Origin of the sequence: Sphingomonas sp. J315, from assembly GCF_024666595.1 — a bacterium.
Taxonomy (GTDB): domain Bacteria; phylum Pseudomonadota; class Alphaproteobacteria; order Sphingomonadales; family Sphingomonadaceae; genus Sphingomonas.
Genome location: NZ_CP088296.1, coordinates 1,419,290 through 1,443,902, shown reverse-complemented (window position 1 = coordinate 1,443,902; position 24,613 = coordinate 1,419,290). Strand labels below are relative to the sequence as shown.

At 67.1% G+C, this 24,613-nt stretch carries 21 protein-coding genes and 1 pseudogene; 8 read left to right on the top strand and 14 right to left on the bottom strand.

The features are described from left to right. Positions 1 to 4: 4 nt before the first annotated feature. Entirely contained in the window at positions 5 to 1,438 is a 1,434-nt protein-coding gene (locus LRS08_RS07405) for a PAS domain-containing hybrid sensor histidine kinase/response regulator (RefSeq protein ID WP_260481512.1), read from the bottom strand. Beyond that, complete coding sequence (locus tag LRS08_RS07400; protein ID WP_260481511.1) at positions 1,348 to 2,838, bottom strand: PAS domain-containing protein; 1,491 nt, start codon at positions 2,836 to 2,838, stop codon at positions 1,348 to 1,350. Before LRS08_RS07400 ends, LRS08_RS07405 begins: the two co-directional genes overlap by 91 nt. A 648-nt stretch (positions 2,839 to 3,486) precedes the next feature. On the opposite strand from LRS08_RS07400, the gene LRS08_RS07390 reads away from it, so the two are divergent. Next, positions 3,487 to 4,491: a fumarylacetoacetate hydrolase family protein gene (locus LRS08_RS07390; RefSeq protein WP_257844276.1), complete on the top strand. Its 1,005-nt coding sequence runs from the start codon at positions 3,487 to 3,489 to the stop codon at positions 4,489 to 4,491. Between the two features lie 13 nt (positions 4,492 to 4,504). Here LRS08_RS07390 and LRS08_RS07385 read toward each other — a convergent pair whose 3' ends face one another. From LRS08_RS07385 to LRS08_RS07370, 4 genes and pseudogenes are all read right to left on the bottom strand, one after another. Beyond that, positions 4,505 to 7,828, bottom strand: a complete 3,324-nt coding sequence (locus LRS08_RS07385; protein ID WP_260481510.1) for an error-prone DNA polymerase — start codon at positions 7,826 to 7,828, stop codon at positions 4,505 to 4,507. Continuing rightward, positions 7,825 to 9,288, bottom strand: coding sequence for a DNA polymerase Y family protein (locus tag LRS08_RS07380; protein ID WP_260481509.1), 1,464 nt, complete (start codon positions 9,286 to 9,288; stop codon positions 7,825 to 7,827). Before LRS08_RS07380 ends, LRS08_RS07385 begins: the two co-directional genes overlap by 4 nt. Further along, complete coding sequence (locus LRS08_RS07375; protein WP_260481508.1) at positions 9,225 to 9,851, bottom strand: hypothetical protein; 627 nt, start codon at positions 9,849 to 9,851, stop codon at positions 9,225 to 9,227. The genes LRS08_RS07380 and LRS08_RS07375 overlap by 64 nt, the downstream gene beginning before the upstream one ends. Then, positions 9,763 to 10,516, bottom strand: a pseudogene (locus LRS08_RS07370) (ImuA family protein). The gene LRS08_RS07375 and the pseudogene LRS08_RS07370 overlap by 89 nt, the downstream one beginning before the upstream one ends. 128 nt (positions 10,517 to 10,644) lie before the next feature. Between LRS08_RS07370 and LRS08_RS07365 the strand changes: the two are divergent. Beyond that, entirely contained in the window at positions 10,645 to 12,804 is a 2,160-nt protein-coding gene (locus tag LRS08_RS07365; protein WP_257844281.1) for a M3 family metallopeptidase, read from the top strand. A gap of 18 nt (positions 12,805 to 12,822) precedes the next feature. Here the strand turns inward: LRS08_RS07365 and LRS08_RS07360 are convergent, their stop codons facing one another. From LRS08_RS07360 to LRS08_RS07350, 3 genes are all read right to left on the bottom strand, one after another. After that, complete coding sequence (locus tag LRS08_RS07360; protein ID WP_257844282.1) at positions 12,823 to 13,413, bottom strand: urea carboxylase-associated family protein; 591 nt, start codon at positions 13,411 to 13,413, stop codon at positions 12,823 to 12,825. Continuing rightward, complete coding sequence (gntA, locus tag LRS08_RS07355) at positions 13,403 to 14,098, bottom strand: guanitoxin biosynthesis heme-dependent pre-guanitoxin N-hydroxylase GntA (RefSeq protein ID WP_260481507.1); 696 nt, start codon at positions 14,096 to 14,098, stop codon at positions 13,403 to 13,405. Before gntA ends, LRS08_RS07360 begins: the two co-directional genes overlap by 11 nt. 93 nt (positions 14,099 to 14,191) lie before the next feature. Next, positions 14,192 to 14,554: a glycine zipper 2TM domain-containing protein gene (locus LRS08_RS07350; protein WP_257844284.1), complete on the bottom strand. Its 363-nt coding sequence runs from the start codon at positions 14,552 to 14,554 to the stop codon at positions 14,192 to 14,194. A 405-nt stretch (positions 14,555 to 14,959) separates the two neighbouring features. Here LRS08_RS07350 and LRS08_RS07345 point away from each other — a divergent pair, with 405 nt between their 5' ends. Then, a complete protein-coding gene (locus tag LRS08_RS07345; protein WP_257844285.1) occupies positions 14,960 to 15,934 on the top strand; it encodes an esterase-like activity of phytase family protein in 975 nt (324 codons plus the stop codon). A gap of 88 nt (positions 15,935 to 16,022) precedes the next feature. On the opposite strand, the gene rpmB is transcribed toward LRS08_RS07345, so the two are convergent. After that, positions 16,023 to 16,313 carry a 50S ribosomal protein L28 gene (gene rpmB / locus LRS08_RS07340; protein ID WP_257844286.1) on the bottom strand — a complete coding sequence of 97 codons (291 nt, stop codon included), beginning with the start codon at positions 16,311 to 16,313 and terminating at the stop codon, positions 16,023 to 16,025. Positions 16,314 to 16,483: 170 nt separating this feature from the next. On the opposite strand from rpmB, the gene LRS08_RS07335 reads away from it, so the two are divergent. The 3 genes from LRS08_RS07335 (at position 16,484) to LRS08_RS07325 (ending at position 17,698) form a co-directional block, all read left to right on the top strand. Next, positions 16,484 to 16,765: a hypothetical protein gene (locus LRS08_RS07335; protein ID WP_257844287.1), complete on the top strand. Its 282-nt coding sequence runs from the start codon at positions 16,484 to 16,486 to the stop codon at positions 16,763 to 16,765. An 87-nt stretch (positions 16,766 to 16,852) separates the two neighbouring features. Beyond that, positions 16,853 to 17,281, top strand: a complete 429-nt coding sequence (locus tag LRS08_RS07330; protein ID WP_260481661.1) for a nucleoside deaminase — start codon at positions 16,853 to 16,855, stop codon at positions 17,279 to 17,281. Positions 17,282 to 17,386: 105 nt separating this feature from the next. Then, entirely contained in the window at positions 17,387 to 17,698 is a 312-nt protein-coding gene (locus LRS08_RS07325; protein ID WP_257844288.1) for a hypothetical protein, read from the top strand. Here the strand turns inward: LRS08_RS07325 and LRS08_RS07320 are convergent. Beyond that, positions 17,695 to 18,375, bottom strand: a complete 681-nt coding sequence (locus LRS08_RS07320) for an OmpA family protein (RefSeq protein ID WP_260481506.1) — start codon at positions 18,373 to 18,375, stop codon at positions 17,695 to 17,697. The two genes, LRS08_RS07325 and LRS08_RS07320, sit on opposite strands and share 4 nt — an antisense overlap. A 126-nt stretch (positions 18,376 to 18,501) precedes the next feature. Between LRS08_RS07320 and LRS08_RS07315 the strand changes: the two genes are divergently transcribed. Continuing rightward, positions 18,502 to 19,809: a hemolysin family protein gene (locus LRS08_RS07315; protein ID WP_260481505.1), complete on the top strand. Its 1,308-nt coding sequence runs from the start codon at positions 18,502 to 18,504 to the stop codon at positions 19,807 to 19,809. Here the strand turns inward: LRS08_RS07315 and LRS08_RS07310 are convergent. The 3 genes from LRS08_RS07310 to purD form a co-directional block, all read right to left on the bottom strand. After that, positions 19,806 to 20,006: a hypothetical protein gene (locus tag LRS08_RS07310; protein WP_257844290.1), complete on the bottom strand. Its 201-nt coding sequence runs from the start codon at positions 20,004 to 20,006 to the stop codon at positions 19,806 to 19,808. The genes LRS08_RS07315 and LRS08_RS07310 overlap by 4 nt on opposite strands. A gap of 59 nt (positions 20,007 to 20,065) precedes the next feature. Further along, positions 20,066 to 21,589 carry a VWA domain-containing protein gene (locus LRS08_RS07305; protein ID WP_260481504.1) on the bottom strand — a complete coding sequence of 508 codons (1,524 nt, stop codon included), beginning with the start codon at positions 21,587 to 21,589 and terminating at the stop codon, positions 20,066 to 20,068. A gap of 353 nt (positions 21,590 to 21,942) precedes the next feature. Further along, positions 21,943 to 23,211, bottom strand: a complete 1,269-nt coding sequence (purD, locus tag LRS08_RS07300; RefSeq protein ID WP_257844293.1) for a phosphoribosylamine--glycine ligase — start codon at positions 23,209 to 23,211, stop codon at positions 21,943 to 21,945. Here purD and xseA point away from each other — a divergent pair. Then, positions 23,210 to 24,589, top strand: a complete 1,380-nt coding sequence (xseA, locus tag LRS08_RS07295) for an exodeoxyribonuclease VII large subunit (RefSeq protein ID WP_257844294.1) — start codon at positions 23,210 to 23,212, stop codon at positions 24,587 to 24,589. The genes purD and xseA overlap by 2 nt on opposite strands. Positions 24,590 to 24,613: the final 24 nt, after the last annotated feature.

Here is a 24,613-nt window from a genome sequence, read left to right as displayed (position 1 = left end):
GCGGTCAGCTATCGAGCGTCGCGCGGACCTTGGCGGCGAGCTGATCGACCCCGAACGGTTTGGCGATCAGCGATGCGGTGATTCCGGCATCGCTGGTGATCGCATTCTCGTCGGGCGTGTAGCCGCTGGTGTAGAGCACTTTCAGGCCCGGCTGGCGTTCACGCGCGCGTCGGGCGAGTTCGTCGCCGGTCATTTCCGGCATCACGACATCGGTGAACAGCAACGAGATCGGCTGGCTGCGTCCGATCAGTCGCAGCGCCTCGATCCCGTCGGGCGCCTGCAACACGGTATAGCCGAGCTCGCGCAGCGCCTCGACCGAATGGTTGCGCACCCGCTCTTCATCCTCGACCACCAGGATCACCTCATCGGGCGACCCGGCGCGCTGCCCCCCGGCTTCCGTGGCGCTGTCATTCGCTGCGGGCGGCGCATCGTGGCGGGGCAGCAGCAGCGTCACGCGAGTCCCGCGCCCCGGTGCGGTGTCGATTGCGACATGCCCGCCCGATTGCCGCGCAAATCCGAACACCTGGCTCAGCCCCAGCCCGGTGCCCTTGCCCACCCCCTTGGTGGTGAAGAAGGGGTCGAACGCGCGCGCCGCGACCTCGTCCGACATGCCCGACCCGGTATCGGCGACGGTCAGCGCGACATAATCGCCGGGCGCAAGCCCCAACTCACCTGCCGCCGCCGCGTCGAGCGTCTCATTCGCGGTCTCGATCGTCAGGCGCCCGCCATCGGGCATCGCGTCGCGGGCATTGACCGACAGGTTGAGGATGACATTCTCGAGCAGATTGGGGTCGGCCAATGCGGTTGCGAGCTGGCTTTGCAACCGAGTCTCGACTGTCACCTTCTCGCCCAATGTGCGCATCAACAGGTCGATCATCCCCGACACCAGTGCATTGATGTCGAGCGCAACCGGCGCGAGCGGCTGTTGCCGGGCAAAGCCGAGCAGCCGCTGGGTCAGCGCGGCGGCGCGGGTCGCGCCGTCCTTGGCCGCGACGATGTAGCGGTCGAGGTCGGTCGCTCCCTGCGCGATCCGCCGTTCGAGCATGTCGAGCGATCCGATGATGACGGCCAGCATGTTGTTGAAGTCATGGGCGATGCCGCCGGTCAGCTGGCCGACCGCCTCCATCTTGTGCGCCTGACGCAGCCGTTCCTCGGCGATCATCAGCTGCCCGGTGCGCTCCTCCACCGCCTGTTCCAGCTCGTGTCGCGACCGTGCCAGCACTTCGCGCGCGTCGACAATGTCCTGGATGTCGGTGCAGGTGCCGAACCAGCGGGTGATCGTCCCATTCTCGTCGCGCACTGCCTGCGCGCGGCCCAGTACCCAGCGATAGACACCGCTATGGTGCCTCAGGCGATACTCGATGTGATAGGGGGCACCGGTCGCGAGGCAGCCCCGCCACACTTCCCATGCGCGCGCCTGATCGTCCGGGTGGAACATGCCGTTCCACGCCTCGCCATCGGTCGAACCGGGGGAACGCCGGTATATTCGTACCAGCGGTCGTTGTAATAATCGTGATAGCCGTCGGGCTGGGTCGACCAGACCATCGGGTCGATCGAATTCGCGATGGCGCGGAACTTGGCCTCGCTCTCGCGCAGCGCGATCACCGCCGCGGCGCGTTCGACCGCATCCCAGGCGGATTGTGCGACCGCCTCGATCAACGCGACCTCTTCGGCGCGCCAGCGGCGCGGCTCGGCTTGGTTGGCATAGAGGCTGGCGACCCATGAGCCACCCCGCATCAGCGGCACGCCAACTGCGGCGGGGGAGTAGCGCGCGAGATCTGTCCCGACGAAACGCGGGTCGTTGGCGGCGTCGTCCGTCACCAGCGTCAGCCCCTGGCGGTACATCGCATTGGCCCCGCCCATGTCGAGCCGTTGCGTACCCTCCAGCGAGCGCAGCTTGCCGCTGGCGACGCACGGTCCGAACTGGACTGCCCCTTCGCCGACCACGCGGTAGAAGCCGACGCGGTCGATGCCCAGCCGCTCGGCGATCGCACCCGCGCTGAGCCGCATGATCGCGTCCGGCGAGTCCAGCCCGCGTTGCCGATTGGCAAGGTCGAACAGAAACGCCTGATCCTCAGTGATGGTTTTGAGATCGGCGGCAGCCTTGCGCGCGGCCTCCTCGGCCTCGCGCCGCTCGGTGACCTCGAAACTGACGCCGGGAAAGCGGATGGGGCGGCCCTCAGTATCATGGCTGCACCGCCCCTGCGCCGTGACCCACCGGATGCGACCGCCGCCATCGACCAGCCGATACTCGCTTGAGAACCGGTCGCCGCTGCGGATCGCCTGTTCGATCTCGGCGCGGACGCGCTGGGCGTCCTCGGGGTGGATGTGGCTGAAGAACGCCTCGATCGGGCCACCCTGCTCGGCCAGTTCCGGGTCAACACCGTAAAGCCGCGCGAATCGCGCATCGGTGCGGACCTGGTTGGCGACCAGGTCCCAGTCCCACACGCCGATGCCGTTCGAGGCGTCGAGCGCGAGCTGCAGCCGCTCCTCGCTCTCGCGCAGCAACGTTTCCGCGATCACCCGTTCGGTGACGTCATTGGCCTCCACAAAGATCGCGGTGGTGGTGCCTGCCGCATCCTTGATCGGCTGATAGACGAAATCGAGCATTCGCGTCTGCGCCACGCCTTCGCGCATCAGCTCGACCGGCTGCCCGGTCGCGCGGAACGCGATGCCGCTCGCAAACACCCGGTCGAGCAGATCGACAAACCCTTGCTCGACGATTTCGGGCAGTGCCTCGGCCAGCGGCTTGCCCAACAGATCGCGGCGACCGGTCAGGTCGCGATAGGCGGGATTGGCCAGCGCGAAGACATGGTCCGGCCCCTGCAACAGCGCCACCGCGCCGGGGGGATTGCTGAAACAGCTCGTGCAGCCGTTCGATCTCGGCGCGGCGTTCGCGCTGCGACAACACCGTCGCGGTGGTCTCGTTGCCCTGATTGAGGATGCCGCAGACCTTGCCATGTTCGTCGCGGATCGGCGTGAAACTATAGTTCCAATAGGTTTCGCGTGGGTGGCCCCCGCGCTCCATGTCGAGCCGCTGGTCATAGGTTGCAAAGCCCGCGCCTGTCGCGATTACCTGCGCGAATTGAGGGCCGACCACGTCCCAGATTTCCGGCCAGACATCCTCGCCGCGCTGCCCCAGCGCAGCCGGATGGCGCTCTGCCGGGATTGGTGCCCAGGCATCGTTGTAGAACAGGCGAAGCTCCGGCCCCCAATAGATCGCGGTGGGCATTTCCGAGCCGAGGCAGATGCCGAGCGCGAAGCGGAGCGGTTGCGGCCAGGTCTCCGGCGGCCCCAGAGGGGTTGCCGACCAGTCATGCTCGCGTATCCGACGGCCCATTTCGCCGCCTTGCTCCAGGAATCGAAGCTCGGAATACATGTGATCAGCGTTGCGGGTTGCGCCCGCGCCTGTCAATGCAGGGCAGATAATGTCTCGGTCGAAACCAGCCGGTTAGAGGATCGACGGTCAGGAGCAGGAGAAGCAGCGTGAAACTTGCCAGCCTTAAGAATGGCCGTGACGGTCGCCTCGTCGTCGTTTCGACCGATCTCGCCTGGTATGCCGATGCGAGCCATATCGTCGGGACACTTCAGGCGGCGCTCGACGATTGGGATCGGTATGAGGGGGCATTGCGCAACCTCGCCACGGATCTCGATCATGAAGTGATTCCGCGTGAGCGGTTTCACGAGCGCGATGCCGCCGCCCCGCTGCCGCGCGCATATCAATGGGCCGACGGCTCGGCCTATGTGAACCATGTCGCGCTGGTCCGTCAGGCGCGCGGGGCGGAGATGCCCGAGACCTTCTGGCACGATCCGCTGATGTATCAGGGCGGCAGCGACGGCTTTCTCGGCCCGCGCGACCCGATCCCCCTCGCCGACGAGAGCTGGGGCTGCGATCTCGAGGCCGAAGTGGTGGTCGTCACCGGCGACGTGAAGCTGGGCGCGAGCCGGGAAGAGGCGCTCGCCGCGATCCGCCTTGTTGGCCTGACCAACGACGTGTCGCTCCGCAACCTGATCCCGGGCGAACTCGCCAAGGGCTTTGGCTTCTTCCAGTCCAAGCCGGCCAGCGCCTTCTCGCCGGTATTCGTCACCCCCGATGCGCTTGGCGACTGGTGGCAGGACGGGAAGCTGCACCGCAAGCTGATGGTCGATCTCAACGGCCAGCCCTTTGGCCGCGCCGAGGCGGGCGAGGACATGACCTTCGATTTCGGCACGCTGATCGCCCATGCGGCGAAGACACGCGCGCTGGGGGCGGGGACGATCATCGGATCGGGCACCGTCTCCAACCGCGACGCCGATGGCGGGCCGGGCAAGCCGATCGCAGAGGGCGGCGTCGGCTATTCGTGCCTCGCCGAAGTCCGCACGGTCGAAACGATCCGCGACGGCAAGGCAGCGACCCCGTTCCTGAAGGCCGGCGACACCGTCCGCATCTGGGCCGAGGACGACAGGCACCACCCGATCTTCGGCGTGATCGAACAGACCGTCGGGGGCTGACCCCGCGCGGCGGTCAGTGAAAATCTCTTGATTTGACCGGGATCGCTTCGCCGCCGCGCCAGTGGCTGCTGTCATAGGGCGGGGGCCAGCGCGGCCCGGCCTCGCGCGGGTCGGGGCCGCCGCCATGGGTCGCGCCGTCGCCGGGCATGGTCATGCGCGGCAGGTCGATCTCGCCGATCTCGCGCAGCATCGCGGTGAGGTCGGTGATCGCATCGGCGACGACATGGATCACGATCCCCTCGCGCTGCACCTTGCCACGGATCGCCAGCATCGTCGCGGTCATCACGGTGCGGCGATATTGCTCGAACCGGTCGGACCACAGCACCGCGTTGGCGATGCCGCTCTCGTCCTCCAGCGTGACGAAGACGACGCCCCTGGCGCTGCCCGGCCGCTGGCGGACCAGCACCAGCCCCGCCACCTCGACCCGCGCACCGTCCTTCATGCCGGTCAGGTCGCCGCACGGCCGGATACCGCGCGCCACCAGCTTCGCGCGCAGGAAGGTCAGCGGGTGCGCGCGCAGCGACAATTGGGTCGCGCGATAATCCTCCACCACCTCGCGCCCGGCGGTCAGGGGGAGCAGCGCGACCGGCACCTCGACGCTTTCGGGTCGCGTCCGCCCCGCGCGCAGGTCGGCGGCGGCGAACAGGTCGAGTGGCCGGTTCGCCAGCCCCTTGATCGCCCACAAAGCCTGACGCCGGTTGAGCTCCAGCGCCTGAAACGCATCGGCCCGTGCCAGCCGTTCCAGTGCGGCGGGCTTCACCCCGGAGCGCCGCCACGCCTCCTCGACCGAGGTGAAGGGACCGCCGGCAGCGCGCGCCGCAAGGATCGCCGCACCATCCTCTTGCGCCAGCCCATGCACCACCCGCATGCCCAGTCGCAGCGGCATCAGCCCGGCCCAGCCATCGTCGCTGCCCCAATAGGCGGCATGACGCGGGCGGCGATTGGGCAGGCCGGGCAGTGCCCCCGTGTCCCAGTCGCTTGCGTTGATGCAGACCGGATGCACTTCCACCCCATGCGCGCGCGCGTCGCGCACCAACTGTGCCGGGGCATAGAATCCCATCGGCTGCGCATTGAGCAGCGCCGCGCAGAACAGATCGGGGTGGTGGCACTTCATCCAGCACGAGGCGATAGCGATCTTGGCGAAACTCGCCGCATGGCTCTCGGGAAAGCCGTAATTGCTGAACCCCTTGATCTGCTCGACCAGCCGTTCTGCAAAGCTGCTGGCAATGCCGTTCGCCAGCATCCCGTCGATCAGCTTCGCCTCGAACGGCCCGATCCCCCCGGTCGATTTGAACGTCGCCATGGCGCGGCGCAGCCGGTCGGCCTCGCTCGGCGAAAAACCCGCTCCCTCGATCGCCACCTGCATCGCCTGTTCCTGGAACAGCGGTACGCCCAGCGTTTTCTCGAGAACTTTCTTCAGCTTTGGGGAGGGATATTCGACCTGGTCCGGATTCTGCCGCCGCTTGAGATAGGGGTGGACCATATTCCCCTGGATCGGCCCCGGGCGCACGATCGCCACCTGGATCGCGATGTCGTAGAAATTCTCCGGCTTCATCCGCGGCAGCATCGACATCTGCGCGCGGCTTTCGATCTGGAACACGCCCAGCGTATCGGCCTGGCGGATCATCCTGAACGTCGCCGGGTCGTCTTCCTGCATCACCGGCGACGCCATGGTCAGTGTCACCCCCTTATGCTGTGCCAGCAGGTCGAAGCAGCGGCGCATGCACCCCAGCATCCCCAGCCCCAATATGTCGACCTTCATGAAGCCGAGATATTCAAGGTCCACCTTCTCCCATTCGATCACCTGCCGGTCGATCATCGCTGCGGGCTCGACCGGGACCAGGTCATGCAGCTTGTCGCGGGTCAGCACGAAGCCGCCGGGATGCTGCGACAGATGCCGCGGCGTCCCGATCAGCTCGCGCGCAAGGCTGAGGGTCAGCGCCAGCCGATGGTCGCCGGGGTCGAGGCCCAGTGCCGCGACATGTTCCTCCGGCACCCCGTCGCTCGACCAGCCCCAGACCTGGCTCGACAAAGCGCCGGTCAGATCCTCGGGCAGCCCCAGCGCCTTGCCTACCTCGCGTACCGCACCGCGCGTGCGGAACCGGCTGACCACCGCGGTCAGCGCCGAATGGTCGCGGCCATAGCTGTCATAGATCCACTGGATCACTTCCTCGCGCCGCTCATGCTCGAAATCGACATCGATGTCGGGCGGCTCGCGGCGCTCGGTGCTGATGAACCGCTCGAACAGCAATTGATGCTTTACCGGGTCGATCGAGGTGATGCCGAGCGCGAAGCAGATCACCGAATTGGCCGCGCTCCCGCGCCCCTGGCACAGGATCTGCTGGCTGATCGCGGACTGGACGATCGAATTGACGGTTAGGAAATAGGGCGCATAGCCCATCTGCTCGACCAGCCCCAGCTCATGCTCCAGCAAATCGAGATGCGCCTGTGACGGCTTGCCGCCGAACCGCTGGCGCAGTCCATTGGTGGCCAGGATGCGCAGCGCCTCTTGCGGCGACTTGCCCGGCAGCACCTCTTCTTCAGGATATTGGTGGCGCAGCCCACGCAGGGAAAAACTGCAACGCTCGGCGATCGCGGCGCTGGCGTGGATCGCATCGGGCCAGCGCGCGAAGCGGCGCGCCATCGCCTCGGGCGACTTGAGGTGCCGCTCGACGCTCCGCTCGCGCCGCAGCCCGAGCGCGTCGATCGTGCATCCCTCGCGGATTGCCGTCACCACATCCTGCAGCATCCGCCGGTCGGGATGGTGGTACAGCACGTCCCCGGTCGCGAGTGGGGTCAGCCCGAAGCGGCGGGCATCGTCATACACCGCGTTGAGCCGTACCGCCTCGTTCGGGCGGCGCATCGGCGTCATGCAGACATGGCCGGACGTGCCGAACAAATCGGCCATCCAGGCCAGGTCACCGTCCGCCCCGCGCGGCACCAGCGCGCCGACCAGTCCCGTGCAATGCTCCGCAACATCCTCCCAATGCAGGATGCACTGGCCCTTTTCGCCGCGCTGGGCATCGACTCGCGACTTGCCCAGCGTGAGCAGGCGGGTGAGGCGGCTCCACCCCGCTCGGTCCTCTGGCCACACCAGTAATGATGCGCCATCGGCCAGGTCGAGGCGGCAGCCATTGATCGGGCGGATATCGACGCCCTGTTGCGCCAGCTGGTCACACGCGAACAGCGCCTGTACCACCCCGCCCAGCGAATTGCGGTCGGTCACCCCCAGCGCCGCATGACCCATCAGCGCGGCGGCAGAGAACAGCTCGAGCGGAGACGACGCGCCACGCAGGAACGAGAAATGGGTGGTGACCTGAAGCTCGGTGTAGTTCACCCGAACAATCCGTGGAGATACCAGCTGAGGTCGCCCGTCACCCCCCGCTCGCCATCGCCGCGGCGGAACAGCCAGTAACGATGGCCGCCCTCGTCCTCGACGCGAAAATAGTCGCGCACGGCATGGGTTTCGGCCGAACGTCGCCACCATTCCCCGGCGATCCGCTCGGGCCCGTCGGCGCGCACCACCCGGATCGTCCGCCCGCGCCAGGTGAAACGGCGCGGCGGCTGGTCGGGCAGTTCGGCCAGCACATGGTCGAGCCGTTCCGGCCGGGCGAGCAGCCGTGCCGGGCGCGGCCAGTCGGGACGCCAGGCGTCGGGCGGCGTGGTCGACAGGAGCTGGCGGACATCGCCCGTTTTCATCCGCATGGCCCTGCGGTCGGGCGGATCTAGCACGCCCTCACGCCCGACGCTGCGCTCGGGCACATCGCTCTCGACCGGGCGGCTGCGCCACATCCGGCGCGATCCGATGCGGGTGGCGAGCGTATCGGCGAGCGGAGCAAGATCGGGCTTCGCCTCCTCGTCCAGCCGCTCGTCGACCGGGCGTGCGGCCAGTGGTTCGGTACGGCGGATGCGCAGCGTGATCGCGTCGATGCCATAGCCAGGCTCCACATCCTCGATCCGCCGCATGATCAGGCGGATCAGGTGCAGGCAATCGCGGCTGGCGCGGGCAAGGCCGATGCGGATGCGCTGTGGGACATGATCGACCCGGTCCGCCACCAGCTCAACCGCACGCGCGCCAAGGCCCGCAGCTTCGAGTGCGGCGCAGAGTTCGGGCACCAGTGCAGCAATCCAGTGAGCGATCCCTTCGGCGGTCGCGACCGGCTCGACGAAACGGCGCTGTACGGCGATGGCCTCGCGCGGAACGATGGGATCGAGCGGTTCGGGAAGGGTGCCCAGCGCCTGTTCGAGCCGGGTGACCAGCGCCCCGCCGAACCGCCGGGCGAGCGGGGCGCGCGGCATCGCGGCAAGCTGCCCGATCAGCTCCACGCCCAACCGACGCAGCAGTTCGACCGCAGCCGGATCGACGCGCAACGCGGGGATGGGGAGCGGGGCGAGGGCGCCGGCGTGCTGGCCGGGGGTACAGATCAGCACGGCATCATGTCTGGCGTAATGCGCCAGCGCCCAGGCCGCCCCCGGCGTGTCGGCAATCGCGATGCGACCCGCATGGCCGCGCCGCGCCAGCAGGCGGATAATCCGCGCCGCCATCCGCGCCTCGCCGCCATGGAGATGCGCGACCCCGGTCAGGTCGATCAGCAGCGTGTCGCTCCCCTCGATCGCCACGCTCGGCGCCCAGCGCCGCGCCGCCAGCAGCGCAAGTCGGTGGAGCGCGGCAAGGTCCCCCTCCGGGTCGGCGGGGCGGATTTCGAGGCCGGGCAGGTAGGCGCGCGCCTGCGTCACCGCCATGCCAGGAACGATGCCGAGCGCACGGGCGTGCGGACAGGCGGCGGCGACCAGCACGCGATTGCCGGCGCGGAGGGAGGTGACGAGGGGGGCAATTCCTCCCCGAGCTTGCTCGGGGAGGGGGACCGCGCCCGCAGGGCAGGGGTGGAGGGGCCGCCGCGCAGCGGCGGCGGTCGGCTGCCGCACATCCCGCGCCTGCGGCGCGGCCCTCCACCATCGCTGCGCGATGGTCCCCCTCCCCCCGCACGCTGGGGGAGGAACTCAATCGGAGACTCCCCGGCCGGAACCTGGCTGCGCACCTCGTCCGACTGCATCGGGCGAAACGGGTTCCCCGCCGCCTCCTCGCGCCGCCCCAGTTCGCGCTTCGACGGTCGCTGATGCGCCGGGAGCGCTGCGATGTCGTCGCGCGCCCAGCGCGCGCCGGGGCGCCAGCCGCCGCCGCGCGGGACCGAACAGGCATGTTGCTGTTCCGCTGCCGCCGCGTCGCCCAAAGTGCCTAGCACCGCGTCCAGCTGCACGTCGGGCGCGGCCTCAGGCGGCGGCGGCTGTGCGGTCCGCTCCGCCTGCCGCAGCCGTTCGATCGGCCAGCCGGGCAGGAAGAGCGCAGCGACCCGTTTCATCGCATGCCTCCACCAGGATATCGAAAGGATCACCCCCCCTTTTGTCGGGCAAGCGCAAGCTGCCAGCGCGCGCGCCCGACGCCCTCGACCGGGAGCGGCGAGGACGGCGCGCAGCCGACCCGCCAGCGTGTCACCGCCGCCGATGGCGCGGCAAGCGGGTCGCCGCCGTGACGCGGGTGGCGCTTCATCAGAAGGGCGATGGTGCGCCCGCCCTCCGCCGCCAGCTGGAGCCGCCGGGTCGCGGGCATCGCTACGCGCCGGGCCTCGCCCACCACCGCGCCCAGCCCGCGGTGACGCAGCCCTTCTTCCATGATCGCGAGCAGTTCGTCATCGTCCGCCGCCTCGGCATAAAGGACGCGCTTGGGCGCGAGTCCGGCCTGATAGAGGCCGGGCGCAAACAGGTCGCGCCGCCGCATGACCCACAGCACCGGTCCCCAGGCGCGCGCCGCGATCCCCGCGACGAACAACGTCGCGGCGGCATCGTCGGTCAGGTCCGCGCTCGCTCCCGCCACCTCGTGCAGCGCATCGAGCCGCAATCCGCCATCGGCGAGCCGCGCGTCCATCCGCTGCATGCCGAACGGCAGCACCGGGCGGCGGCGAAAGCCGCTGCCCTCGATGGCGCTCAATGTTTCGCGCAACTGGCTGATGATGGCGGGATCGGCCATGATCCGACAACAGACTCCGACTCGGGAAATATGTTCCTATTTTGTTCTTACCGTTCGTCGAGTCAAGCTTGCCAAGCGGGGATCGCCCCGTATCATCCGCCTATCACACCACCTCCCAGGGGAAGTTCATGAAGCCCGTTTCCGGCGCGATCCTGCTCGCCACCGCCTCGATCCTGTCGATCCTGCCCGCCGCCGCACAGACTGCGGCCCCCGCCCAACCGACCGCAGCCGCCCCCGATGCGGCACCCATGACCGACAAATGGCCCGGTCCGTTCGACGGCGTTCCCCAGTGGGACAAGGTGACCCCGGCGATGTTCCCGGCAGCTTTCGAGAAGGGCATGGCCGAGGCACGTGCCGCCTTCGCCAAGGTCCGCGACAATCCCGAGGCGCCGACCTTTGCCAACACGATCGAGGCGCCGGCCAAGGCAACCACCGCCCTGTCGCGCATCTTCCCTGTCTGGGGTGTCTATACCAGCAACCTCGCCACTCCCGAGGTGCAGAAGATCGCGCGCGAGTGGAGCCCGAAGCTGTCGGCCTTCTCAACCGAACTCAGCCTCGACCCCAAGATGTTCCAGCGGGTGAAGACGCTGTACGACAAGCGCCAGACGCTCGGCCTCAATGCCCAGCAGATGCGCCTGCTTGAACGCACCTATCGCGATTACGTGACTTCCGGGGCGTTGCTCAACGAGGCGCAGAAGGCGGAGATCAAGCGGATCAACGGTGAGCTGTCGGTCGCCTATACCGAATTCAGCCGCCGCGTGCTGGCGGATGAGGAAACCGCGATCCTCATCGACAGCGAGGCGGACCTCGCCGGCCTGCCCGACAGCTTCAAGGCGAGCCTTGCCGAAGAGGCCAAGTCGCGCGGGCAGGCGGGGAAGTGGGCGGTCAAGAACACCCGTTCGTCGATGCAACCCTTCCTGATGTACGCCACCAACCGCGCGCTGCGCGAAAAGGTCTACAACGCCTATATCAACCGCGGCGACAATGGCGGTGCGAACGACACCAACGCGATCATCGCCAACATCCTGAAGCTGCGTCAGGAGCGCGCCAAGATCCTCGGCTTCAAGACCCATGCCCATTACCGCATGGACGACACGATGGCCGAAACGCCGGAGAATGCGACGAAGCTGATGATGTCGGTCTGGCCGGCTGCGGTCGCGCGCGTCCGCCAGGAAGTCGCCGACATGCAGGCGCTTGCCGATGCCGAAGCGGCGGCGGGCAAGGGGCCGAAGATCAAGATCGAAGGCTGGGACTATCGCTTCTATGCCGAGAAGGTTCGCAAGGCGAAATACGACCTCGATGAGAGCGAGGTGAAGCCGTATCTCGAGCTCAACAACATGGTCAACGCCATGTTCTATGCTGCCGGTCGCCTTTACGACCTTGAATTCAAGGAAAATACCGGCACGATTCCGGTGTTCCAGGCCGATGTGCGGACGTTCGAGGTCAAGCGCCTCGGCAAGACGATCGGCGTCTTCTACCTCGACAATTTCGCGCGCGCGGGCAAGCGGTCGGGCGCATGGGCGACCAGCTATCGCAGCCGTTCGGGGCTGCGCGGCGACAATATCGTGCTGGCGTCGAACAACAACAACTTCACCAAGGGCGCGGCGGGCGAGCCGACGTTGATCAGCCTCGACGACGCCGCGACTTTGTTCCACGAATTCGGTCACGGGCTGCACAGCCTGCTCGGCAACGTCTATTATCCGGGCCTTGCCGGCACGCCGCGCGACTTCGTGGAATATCCCAGCCAGGTGAACGAAAACTGGCTGCTGACCCCCGACGTGCTCAACCGCTTCGCCAAGCATTACAAGACGGGCGAAGTGATCCCGGCGGCATTGGTGGAGAAGATCGAGAAGGCGTCGACCTTCAACCAGGGGTTCGACACGGTCGAGTATCTCTCATCGGCAATCGTGGACATGCAACTCCACAATCGCGACACCCCGGTGACCGATCCTGACGCGTTCGAACGCGACACGCTCGCTTCTCTGGGCATGCCGAAGGAAATCGTGATGCGGCACCGCCTGCCGCAGTTCAACCACCTCTTCTCCTCCGACGCCTATTCGGCTGGCTATTATAGCTACCTCTGGTCGGAGACGATGGACGCCGACACCTGGGCCGCGTTCGAGGAAAGCGGCAATGTCTGGGACAAGGGCGTGGCGGACAAATTCCGCACGATCCTGTTGGAAACAGGCAACGAAACCGACCGCAAGGAAGCGTACAAGGCGTTCCGAGGCCGCGACACGGACGTCAACGCGCTGTTCAAGCGCCGCGGTTTCCCGACCGGAAATTGAGCGGACAGCGCCGCCGGATTACTCCGGCGGCGTTATTTCCCAGTCGATCGGCTTGAACGACCCGTTGTTCGACTGCAGTGCCGAACAGGCGGTCAGGCCGATCACCAGATCCTCCATCGCGCGAAACACGATCCGGTCCCCCGCCTTGCTCAGCGGCGGGTCGACGCGCAACTCGCCCGTTTGTCCGTCGACCGGCACGTTCATGAAACAGTTGAACGCGGTCGGGATCATGTCCTCTGCGACCCCATAGGGCGCGAGCGCGGCGGCGAGGTTGCCAAAGCAGCCGCGATGCGGATCGGTGTCGCCATAGATGATCCGGAACGTGTCCTTTGAACACGGGGTCAGCAGGAAATCGTGCCGCCCGACATCGTCCGCGACGATTTCGAGCAGCACATTGCTGCGGTTCGAATAGAGTTTATCGCCCCTCGTCAGATAGATACGGCTAGCATAATCCAGCGTGCGCCCCGACGAGATCACCTCACGGACATCGTCCTTTTTGTAGGCCAGCAGATCGGCCACCTGTTCGCCCGTCGGGTCAGTCACGGTCAGCAACGCGCCGCGGGGCAACTCGAACGCGACGCCCGAGCGCGGCTCGATCCTATGCGGCATCCTGTGCTCCCTCCCGCCCGCGGAAGGGGCAGCGCCATTCGGGATCGACCATCCGCCCACTATACTGCCGCGCCTCCGACACCGTGCCGTGGAGCGCGAGCATCGGATTGGGAGCACCGGCCAGCGCCACATCCCGCGCGACGATCGAATCGCGCAATTTCTCATAGCGCCCCTGCGCGCGCAGCTGTTCGAACTGGTCGTGCAGGTTGAACACCAGAGCAGGCCGCTCGAACCGCCGCGCCGGGCGGCTGGCATGCGGGTGGAGGCCGACAACGAAGAATGCCTCACCGCCAAAACTCAGCGAGAAATGCGGGTCGTCTGGGTCATGGCTGACGCGCGGGTCGGCTTCCTGCCCCAGCCATTCGTCCTTGTCGGTCAGCGATTGCAGTCGCGCCCACAGATCCGCTTCGAACGCAGGTTCGTCGAGCGCGCGGTCCTGTTCGAACAGCACGACGAGCGACTGAAACAGCTCGGGCTCGGCGCGATAGTTCGCGGCCAGGTCGTGCAGACTCGGTAGGATGCGCAGGTCGTCCCAGGCCGAACCGATATCCTTCCCGACGACAAATCGCATGCGGTCGCGGCTCAGCGCCGACTTCGCGCCGACACAGGGAAATTCGGTGGATTTGACGAAGGCGCGAAAACGGTCCGCCAGCGGATGCGCGGAATCATTGCAAGGTTTCAGCATGCCCGTTCAACGCGCGGTTGGCCAAGTTGTTCACACGAAAAGGGCCGGCTTCCCGCAGGAAACCGGCCCAATTCACGCGATCATGCGATCGGCTTAGCGGCGGCAATAGCCCGGACGGTCCGACCGGTCGATCTCGCGTCCGGCGAGCGCGCCGACGACACCGCCCAAAATCGTGCCGAGTGTGCGATCGCCACGACCGGCGATTGCGTTACCGGCCAGGCCGCCAGCGATCGCGCCGACGATCGTGCCGCCGTCACCGTCGCGGCACTTTTCGGCCGCGCGCGAGCGCGACTGGTAGCGGCGGTCGCCCCGGCGATATTCACGATAGCCGTCGCGCTGATAGCTGCGACCGTCGCGATACTCGTAGCGGCTCTGTGCCGAAGCCTGGGTCGCTGGGACCAGAGCGGTTCCGGTCATCGCCAGCGCGGCGCCGACCAGGGAAAGCTTCTTGAACATGTCGTGTCTCCTTGTTCGTGCAATTCGTTGAACAAGGGATCTCGCACAATCGCATTGAGTGCTCCCTGAATGCTGCGGTTATCTGCGGTTCAGGATCGTTGCGACGTCGTAGCGTTGTTCCAGCTTCGCTGAAGCGGCGCGCGGGTCGGCGCCCAACTGGAATGACGCCAATGGGGGTGCCGGTGCGCCCGGAGCGCCCAAGGGGGAGTGCCCTGGTCCCGGTACGCAACACGGGAAGTCGGGCAGGGCGTTCGGATCGCACCGGCATATCGGGCAGGTCCGCGAAATAAGCCGCGGAACAGCTTGGCTGTCGTTTAGCTGAACGGGGGCCAACGCACGCTGAACGACGCTGTTATCTGAGGTTCAGCTTTGCGGCGTGATTGCGGCCGCTATGAAGAGGCTGCGATGCGTATCCTCCTGTCGATCCTGTTGCTGCTGCTGTTCCTGCCCGACTGGTCGGGGGAACCGCGCCTGCCGCTGTTGCCTCGCGACGCGGCGATCCGGGCGGAACGGGTAGTGCTCGACCGAGGCGATCCGAACCGCGTCAGAGTGGGCGGCCTGACCTTTCTGGGCGGTGTCGCGCTGTCGGGGCGGGGGGCGGCGTTCGGTGGCTTTTCCGCAATGATGGTGGAGGGCGATCGGTTCACCCTGCTGAGCGACGGCGGCAACATCATATCATTCGACATGGGGCAGGACTGGACGCCGCGTGCAGTGCGCTTTGCCGAACTCCCGCTGGGCCCGGGCAAGGGCTGGCACAAGCGGGAACGCGACAGCGAATCGCTGACCCGCGACCCCGCGACAGGCCAGCTCTGGGTGGGGTTCGAACGCGCGAACCAGATCTGGCGCTATGCCCCGCGCTTCGCGCGGGCGGAACGGCATGTCGCGCCTCCGGCGATGGCGAAATGGCCCAGCAATGGTGGGGCAGAGTCCTTGGCACGGTTGCGCGACGGTCGCTTCGTCACGCTGGCTGAGGACAGGAAGGGGAGCGCGAAGGGAACGGTACGCGGGCTGATGTTCAGCACCGATCCGGTGCTCGCACCGCAGCGTGGATTCGCGTTCAGTTACCGCCCGCCGCGCGGGTTCAAACCGACGGACATGGTCGAATTGCCTGATGGCCGACTCGCGATTCTCAATCGCCGCTTTGCGCTATCGACCATGTTCACCGCCACGCTGACGATTGTCCCGCGCGGCGCGATCCGGCCCGGCGCGATCGTTGCCGGGCGCGAGGTCGCGCGATTCGAGCCGCCTGTGCTGCACGACAATTTCGAAGCGATGGCCGTCACCCGCGAGGGCCGGGATACGATCCTGTGGATCGCATCGGACGACAATCAGTGGTGGATGCAGCGTTCGCTGCTGCTCAAGTTCCGGCTGGAAATGTAGGGAAACGGACGCCGCTGCCCGCAAAAACGCCGAACGGCCCGCGTCCCAGCGGGAGCGGGCCGGTCGTTGACGGCGAACCCCGAAGGGATCAGGCCGCGGCAGTCGCCTTCTTGGCGATCTCGCGCTTCAGGCGGCGCGCACGCAGCGACAGCTTCTCGTCGCCGGTCTTGAGCAGCCAGTTGTCGAGGCCGCCATTATGCTCGACCGAGCGCAGGCCGTGGGTCGACACGCGCAGACGGATCGAGCGCTCAAGCGACTCGGACATCAGCGTCACATTCTGCAGATTCGGCAGAAAGGTGCGCTTGGTCTTGTTGTTGGCGTGGGAAACATTGTGTCCCACCTGCCGGCCCTTGCCGGTCAGCTCGCAAATGCGCGACATCGGATCGTTCCTAGGTTTCAGCCTGTCCGGCGGTGCCGGGAAAGAGCGGCCCGATAACGGGACAGCGCGATTTCGTCAACCGTGCATCGCCCTGTTTCGCGCCGTGCGTGCAACCCCTATGGTCAATGACGCGTTATTTCGCAAACGATCTGAATAGGGAGATCGAGCCGATGCGTGGACTTCTTGCGATTCTGGGCCTCGCGGCCGTTGTGGTCGTCGTGCTGATGTCACTCGGCATGCTCAGCATCAACATGCAGTCGGGTTCGCTTCCGACGATCAAGTTCGAAGGCGGCAAGGCACCGACCGTCGCCGCCGATGTCGGCGATGTCGGCATGGGCACCACCAACACGACGATTCAGGTGCCGACCATTACCATGGAGAACAAGACGATCCAGGTGCCGACCGTCGAGGTTGAGAGGGCCCAGCCGACCCCGGCCGCCGCCACCAAGTAACCTCTGCAGCCCGCATGGCGGCGGCGCGCAGTGGCGGGCCGTCGCGGCTTGGGGCATAGCGGCACGATGTTCCCGCTGCCCGAACCGATGCGCACCGCGCTCGACGCCGCCCGTGCCGCCGCCGAGACCAGCGAGGTGCCGGTCGGGGCGGTGGTGATGCGAGGCGACCGGGTGATCGCGGTTGCGGCCAATGCGCCGCGCACGCTGCACGACCCGACCGCCCATGCCGAAATTCTGGCGATTCGCGCAGCGGCACAGGCGCTAGGCCGCGACCGGCTCGAGGATTGCGACCTGTGGGTGACGCTGGAGCCTTGCGCGATGTGTGCCGGTGCCATCGCCCATGCCCGCATCGCCCGCCTTTATTACGGCGCGGCGGATCCCAAGGGCGGTGCGGTCGAACATGGCCCGCGCTTCTTTACCCAGCCGACCTGTCATCACCGGCCCGAAGTGTATCCGGGGATCGGCGAGGCAGAGGCGGGGGCGTTGCTGCGGGAGTTTTTTGTCTCGCGGCGTTAGTCAGATCTATCTGACAGAAAACGCTATTTCTTCTCCTGTCCAGATCGGGGTAGATCGGGGGGGCTGCCCGGTCGAACGATAGCCCTTTCACTGATCGTTGCGCTGTTGCCGATATCTCTGGCACATGCCGGCGAGCGCTGGTCCGCCCGGTCGATTCTGCGCGGCGCGGAGTTGCGCGACGCCTATCCCGCCGCGAGCCTCCTCAACCTCAATCTGGCCCGGCTCTACGCGCGTTTGGGAGACGCCGGTGCAGAGCGGTCGATGCTGCGTCAGGCCGAGGCCGGGTCGCTCGATCGCATCCGCGCCCTGCCCGGGACTACTCCCGCCGCGATCGCCGAACGCGCGAGCTACCGGGCCTTGGTCACGCGCTACGTACGCGCTGCCTGGTTGCTCGCGAATCCGGATGAGGGACGTTAGCGCCGCATGTCGCTTTCCCGAATCGGGACGATCTTGATCTCGACGCGGCGGTTCTGGGCGCGGCCCTCGACCGATTCGTTCGATGCGATCGGCTGGGTTTCACCATAGCCGAGCGTCTCGAGCCGCGCGGCTTCCACCCCACGAGAGACGAGATAGTCGGCGACGGCCCGGGCTCGGCGTTCCGACAATGCCTGGTTGTAGGCGTCGGTGCCGACCGAATCGGTGTGGCCGTACACGTCGACATAGGTCTGGTTGTACCGGTCGAGCACGTCGGCGACCTTGTCCAGCGTCGGGCGGAACTGCGGCTGAACGGTCGAGCTGTCGGTGGCGAAGGTGATGCCTGACGGCATGGACAGGATAAGATCATCGCCGCGACGGATCACCTCGACATCGGTCCCGGCGGTCCGCTCGCGAATCTCGCGTTCCTGCCGGTCCATGTAATTGCCGATCGCCGCACCCGCGACCGCGCCGATGCCAGCGCCAACGATCTTTTCGGTCCGGTCGCGGCGGCCACCGACAATGTCGCCGAGCAGATATCCGCCGAGCGCACCGCCGATCGCGCCGATTCCGGCCTTCGACATTCGCTGCTCGCCGGTCACCGGATCGGTGACACAGGCACCGGTCAGCGCGAGCGCGGCGACAGCGGGGATGACCGCCCAGTTGGTTGGAATATGCATTGATACCTCCATGAACTTTCACGCGCCAAACGGTCGGGCCGGACCCATTGTTCCGCCTGCGCACCGACAGGATGTGAATCGGGCGTTGTGAAACCGGGATGAATGCGACTATGGGGGAGCAGGCCAATGGACCCGCTTCCCCCCATACCTTGGATCGACGTCGCGATCATTCTCGCCCTGGTCGCGCTCAACGGCGTGTTCGCCATGTCCGAACTCGCGATCGTGTCGGCGCGCAAGGCGCGGCTGGAGGCGATGGCGCGCACCGGCAAGCGCGGCGCGCAAGCCGCGATCGATCTCGCCGCCGACCCCGGCAAGTTCCTGTCCACGGTGCAGATCGGCATCACCCTGATTGGCATTATCAACGGCGCCTATTCGGGCGCGAGCCTGGGCACCCCGGCCGGCGCGCGAATCGAGGCGCTGGGGGTCGAGGCTGAGCTGGCGCAGACGATCGGCTTCGCCATCGTTATCGCCTTTACCACCTACGTCTCGCTGATCTTCGGCGAGCTGGTGCCCAAGCAGTTCGCGCTGCGCTCGCCCGAGCCGTTCGCGGTGATCATTGCGCCGATGATGAAGTTGCTCGCGCGAATCACCGCGCCGATCGTGTGGGTGCTGGACCGTAGCAGCGCGCTGGTGTTCCACCTGCTGCGGCTTAACCGCGAATCCGAGAATAGCGTGACAGCCGAAGAGCTGCACATGATCGTCGCAGAGGCGACCCATTCGGGCGTGATCGAGGAGCATGAGCGCTCGATCATCTCGGGCGTGGTGCGGCTGGCCGACCGCCCGGTGCGTGAGGTGATGACCCCGCGCACCGAAGTCGACTGGATCGACGTCAATCTGGACGAGGCCGCGATCCGCGCCGCTTTGTCAGCCACGCCGCACACGCGCCTGCCCGTCGCCGACGGGTCGGTCGATGCGGTGATCGGCGTGGTGCAGGCGCGCGACGTGGTGACTGCGCTGATCGAAGGGCGTCCGCTCGACCTGCGCGCGCTCGCCCAGACCGCGCCGGTGCTGCCCGATCAGGTCGATGCGATGGACGCGCTCGGTGCGCTGCGCCGCGCGGCGGTGCCGATGGGCTTCGTCCATGACGAATATGGGCATTTCGAGGGGATCGTGACGCCCGCCAATCTGCTCGCGGCCATTGCGGGCGAGTTCGCGTCGGATGTCGATGCGGGGGACAATCCGGCGATCACCGTACGCGACGACGGGTCGCTGCTGGTGTCGGGCCAGCTCGCCGCCGACGCGCTGGCCGACCGGATCAAGATCGAGCTGCCCGAGGACCGCGATTACGCCACCGTCGCGGGCCTGGCGCTGGCGGTGCTCAAGCGGCTTCCGAACGAAGGCGAGAGCTTTGTCGAACAAGGCTGGCGCTTCGAGATCGTCGACATGGACGGCCACAAGATCGACAAGCTGCTGCTCAGCGAGATCGAAGCCTAGTTCTCCGCCTCGCGCTCCTGCGCGGCCCGCGCGGCTTCGTCACGCGCTTCCTTCCAGCGCCGGTGCAGGCGGCGGCCCCACCAGATGATCGCGATGGCCCCCGCAGCGAGCAGCGCAATCAGCAGGAAGTGGGTGACCGTCGCCCATTCGAATGCCTCGGCCATTCCGGCCGGGGGCACATAGGGTTTCTCGTCCATGTCGCCATCTCCCCGCGCAAATCCTCAGTCACAATGCGCGAGAAGATCGATCGGGCCCATCAGTCCTTCGACGCGCTGCGTACCTCCTGCACCGCGGCCAACTGGGCGAGCTTGAGGAACTCGTTGCGCCAATAGCCCCGCGGGTGGCCCGCCAGGCCCCGGATCGCAGCATAGCTGTAGCCGCCGAGATATTTGTCGCCGCGCAGTTTCTGTCCGAAGGCGGCGACGGCGGTGGCAAACGCCATGTCACCGCTCGGTGCGGGGGCGGTACGCAGCAGCGCCGCTGGGACCGGCTTCTCGATCAGCCGCGAGGCATCCTCGCCCGGCAGCTTGTAGCGCAGCTTCACGAAGGCCAGTTCGCGGCCCGAGGCGGTCGGTGCGGGCGGGCGGTTGCCGTCATAGCGGCGGTCGGGCAGCCAGCCCTTCGCCCCGGTCGGCACCACTTCGTAGAGCGCGGTCACCTGATGCCCGGCACCGATGTCGCCGGTGTCGACCGCGTCATTGTCGAAATCCTCCTCGGCCAGCGCGCGGTTCTCGTACCCGATCAGGCGGTACTGGCTGACCTGCGCCGGATTGAACTCGACCTGGACCTTCACGTCCTTGGCAATGGTGAACAGCGAGGCGCTGAGCTCGTCGTCGAGCACCTTCTGCGCCTCCATTGCGCTGTCGATGTAAGCGTAGTTGCCGTTGCCCAGATCGGCGATGCGCTCCATCAGCGCCTCGTTGTAATTGCCCTCGCCGAATCCGAGCGTGGTGAGCGTGACTCCGCTGTCGCGATATTTCTTCACCATCGCTTCCAGCGCCTTGTTGTCGCTGACCCCGACGTTGAAGTCGCCATCGGTGGCGACGAAGATGCGGTTGATCCCGCCCTTGATGAAGTTCGCGCTGGCGATGTCATAGGCGAGCTGGATGCCCGCCGCGCCTGCGGTCGACCCGCCCGCTTCGAGGCAGTCGAGCGCGGCGCGGATATGCTTAGGGCTGGATGTCGGGTCGAGCACCACCCCCGCCGCGCCCGCATAAACGACGATCGACACCTTGTCCTTTGCGGTCAGTTTGTCGGCGAGCATGGTCAGCGCGCGTTTGACCAGAGGCAGCTTGTCGTCGCTGCTCATCGATCCCGAGACGTCGACCAGGAAGACAAGGTTGGCGGCTGGGCGGCCCTGTGCCGTCACGTCATAGCCGCGCAGCCCGATGCGGACGAGGCGGGTGTCGGGGTTCCACGGCGTCGTCGCGACATCGGTGGTCACACTGAACGGTGCCTGCCGCGTGGCGGGCAGCGGATAATCATAGCGGAAATAGTTGATCATCTCCTCGGTCCGCACGGCCTCTGCGGGCGGCGTCTGCCCCTTTTGCAGGAAGCGGCGGACATTGGAGTAGGACCCGGTGTCGACATCGACCGAGAAGGTCGAGACGGGCGCAGTTGCAACCGATTGAACCGCAGCGACCGCCTTGCCTTCATAGCGCTCGCGATTGCCCGGCGCGCCATAGGGAGCCGCTTGTGCGACGTGTCCCGGCGCGACCTTCATCCGCGCCGCATCGGCAGCCGAACCCGGCACGATCGCCCGGGGGGCGGGGGCGGCCATCACCGGCGGCGGCGGTGCCGATGGCAGGGGCGGGGGTGGGGGGCGGAGCTGGCGGCGAGAAGTAGCGCCGCTGGGGCATTATCGCTCCGGGGCGATAGTCGGCCTTGCCGATCTTGCAGCGCACCGGCGAGTCATTGTCGGCGCGCGGTGGGGACGGGCGGTGGGTTCGATGCTGGCCCGGCGGCGGCGCAGCAGCACCCAGCAAGAGGCAAAGCGAGACGAGAGCAGCGGTGCGCTTCATGGGCGGTCCCCTTGGGTCGCGATGGAGCGCCAAGGCGTGCTCCCGCCCGGATGAGCCGCAGATGAACAGGTGATAATGTTACATGAATTGACTGAAAGTGTCAGATTCGCGGTCAGCTCCGCTCCCGCGCCACTTCGCGCCAGCCGATGTCGCGGCGGGCGAAGCCGGTGGGGAAGTCGATCGCATCGACCGCGCGATAGGCGGCGGCTTGTGCCTGGGTGACGCTGGCACCGGTCGCAGTGACGGTGAGGACGCGACCGCCCGCTGCGACCAGTTTCCCGCCGTCCAGCCGGGTGCCTGCCTGGAACACCTTCGCGCCGGTCGCTTCCGCCGCGTCGATCCCGCCGATCGCGCCGCCAGTCTCGGGCGTCCCGGGATAGCCCCTAGCTGCCATCACCACCGTGAGCGCGGTGTTTTCCGAGAAACGGGGCGCGGCACGACCAGCAAGCGAGCCCGCCTCGGTCGCCAGCATCAGGTCGAGCAGGTCGTCCTCCAGCCGCATCATCAACACCTGACATTCGGGATCGCCGAAGCGCGCGTTATATTCGATCAGTTTCGGTCCGGTGCGGGTGAGCATCAGGCCGGCGTAGAGCACGCCCGAATAGGGGGTTCCGGCCTTGGCCATACCTGCGATCGTCGGCTTGATGATCGTCTCGATCGCTTCGGCTTCAAGCGCCGGGGTCAGCACCGGGGCGGGGCTGTAGGCGCCCATGCCGCCGGTGTTCGGCCCGACATCGCCGTCGCCGACGCGCTTGTGATCCTGGGCCGATCCGAAGGTCACGAAGTTCGTGCCATCGGCGATGACGAAGAAGCTCGCCTCCTCGCCCTCCAGAAACTCCTCGATCACCGCTTCGCCGCCGGGTTTCTCAAAGATCGCGGCGATGGCGGCCTGGGCTTCGTCCTCGCTCATCGCGACGGTGACGCCCTTGCCCGCAGCTAGGCCGTCGGCCTTGATCACCACCGGTCGTCCGAAGTCGCGGGCCAGCGCGGCGCGGGCGGTGTCGAGGTCGCGGACGCGGACATAACCGGCGGTCGGGATATTCTCGCGCGCGCACAGATCCTTGGTGAAGCCCTTCGACCCCTCCAGCTGGGCGGCAGCTCGCGACGGGCCGAACACCGGGAGCCCGGCGGCGCGCAGCGCGTCGCTCAGGCCATCGACCAAAGGTGCTTCGGGGCCGACCACGACGAAACCGATCGCGTGCGCGCGGCAAAAGGCGATGACGGCCGCATGATCGGTCAACGGCACGTCGTGACAGGTCGCATGATCGGCGATTCCGGGGTTGCCGGGGATCGCATGCAGGCTATCGAGCCGGGGCGATTGCGCGAGCTTCCAGGCGAGCGCATGTTCGCGGCCACCCGACCCAAGCAACAGGACGTTCATGTCAGACCCCTTCGACGACTTCGATAATCCGCGGCTGGTAGCCGAGGGGCGGGAAGGGGACAATGATGCGCCGCTGTCGGTTGGCGAATTGTCGCAGAAGCTGAAGCGGATGGTCGAGGGCGAGTTCGGCCATGTCCGGCTGCGCGGCGAGATTTCGGGCTATAAGCGCGCGGCGTCGGGGCATGTCTATCTGGCGCTGAAGGATGCCGATGCGGTGATCGACGGGGTGATGTGGCGTGGCGCCGCCGACCGTCTGCCGTTCCGCCCGCAGGACGGGGTCGAGGTGGTCGCGACCGGCAAGCTGACCATCTATCCGGGACGGTCGAAATACCAGATCGTGATCGAGCGGATGGAGCTGGCCGGCGAAGGCGCCTTGATGGCGCTGTTCGAGAAGCTGAAGGCGCAGCTGGCGGGCGAGGGGCTGTTCGATGCGTCGCGCAAGCAGTCGTTACCCTTTGCGCCCCGGGTTATAGGCGTCGTCACCTCGCCCACCGGCGCGGTGATCCGCGACATCCTCCACCGGCTGGCGGATCGCTTCCCGACGCGGGTGCTGGTGTGGCCGGTCAAAGTGCAGGGCGATGGCGCGGCAGCGGAGGTCGCGGCAGCGGTGCGCGGGTTCGATGCGATGCCGGAGAATGGCCCGGTGCCGCGTCCCGATCTGGTCATCGTCGCGCGCGGTGGTGGCTCGATCGAGGATCTGTGGGCGTTCAACGAGGAACCGGTGGTGCGTGCGGTTGCGGCGTGCCGCATCCCGATCATCTCGGCAGTCGGGCATGAGACCGACACCACCTTGTGCGATTTCGCGGCGGATATGCGCGCGCCGACCCCGACTGCGGCGGCGGAGCTGGCGGTGCCGGTGCGCGCCGACCTTAGCCACCATATCGCGACCCTCGCGCTGCGGACGGAACGTTGCGCGCGCCGTTACCACGAGCGCGGCAGTGAACGGCTGCAGGCGTTGGTTCGCGTCATTCCCCGGCGCGATGCGCTGCTCGGGCCGCAGCGGCAAAAGGCCGACGACCTCGCCGCGCGGCTCGATCGCGGGCTGGAGCGGCGGGTTACGGTGGCGCGCGGTGTGCTCGACCGAGCGGGCGGGGCGCTGCGCCCGGCGGTGCTGGAGCGAAAGCTGGAGGGGTTGCGCCATCGGCTGGAAGGTGCACGCAAGCTGCTCGAAGCGGTCAATCCCGACAATCTGCTGCAGCGCGGCTATGTCCGGGTCGGCGCCAAGGCGAGCGGCAAGGTGATCGCCAGCGCCGCGGACGCGCGCGCCGCCGGGGCGCTGACCCTTCATTTCCGAGACGGCCCGGTGGACGCGCGGGTTGAGCGCGGCGGCGGCAAGCCCTATGCTGGGGACAAGCCCGAACAGCCCGGCCTGTTCTAGCCCGCCCCAATTGCAAAGAGTGAG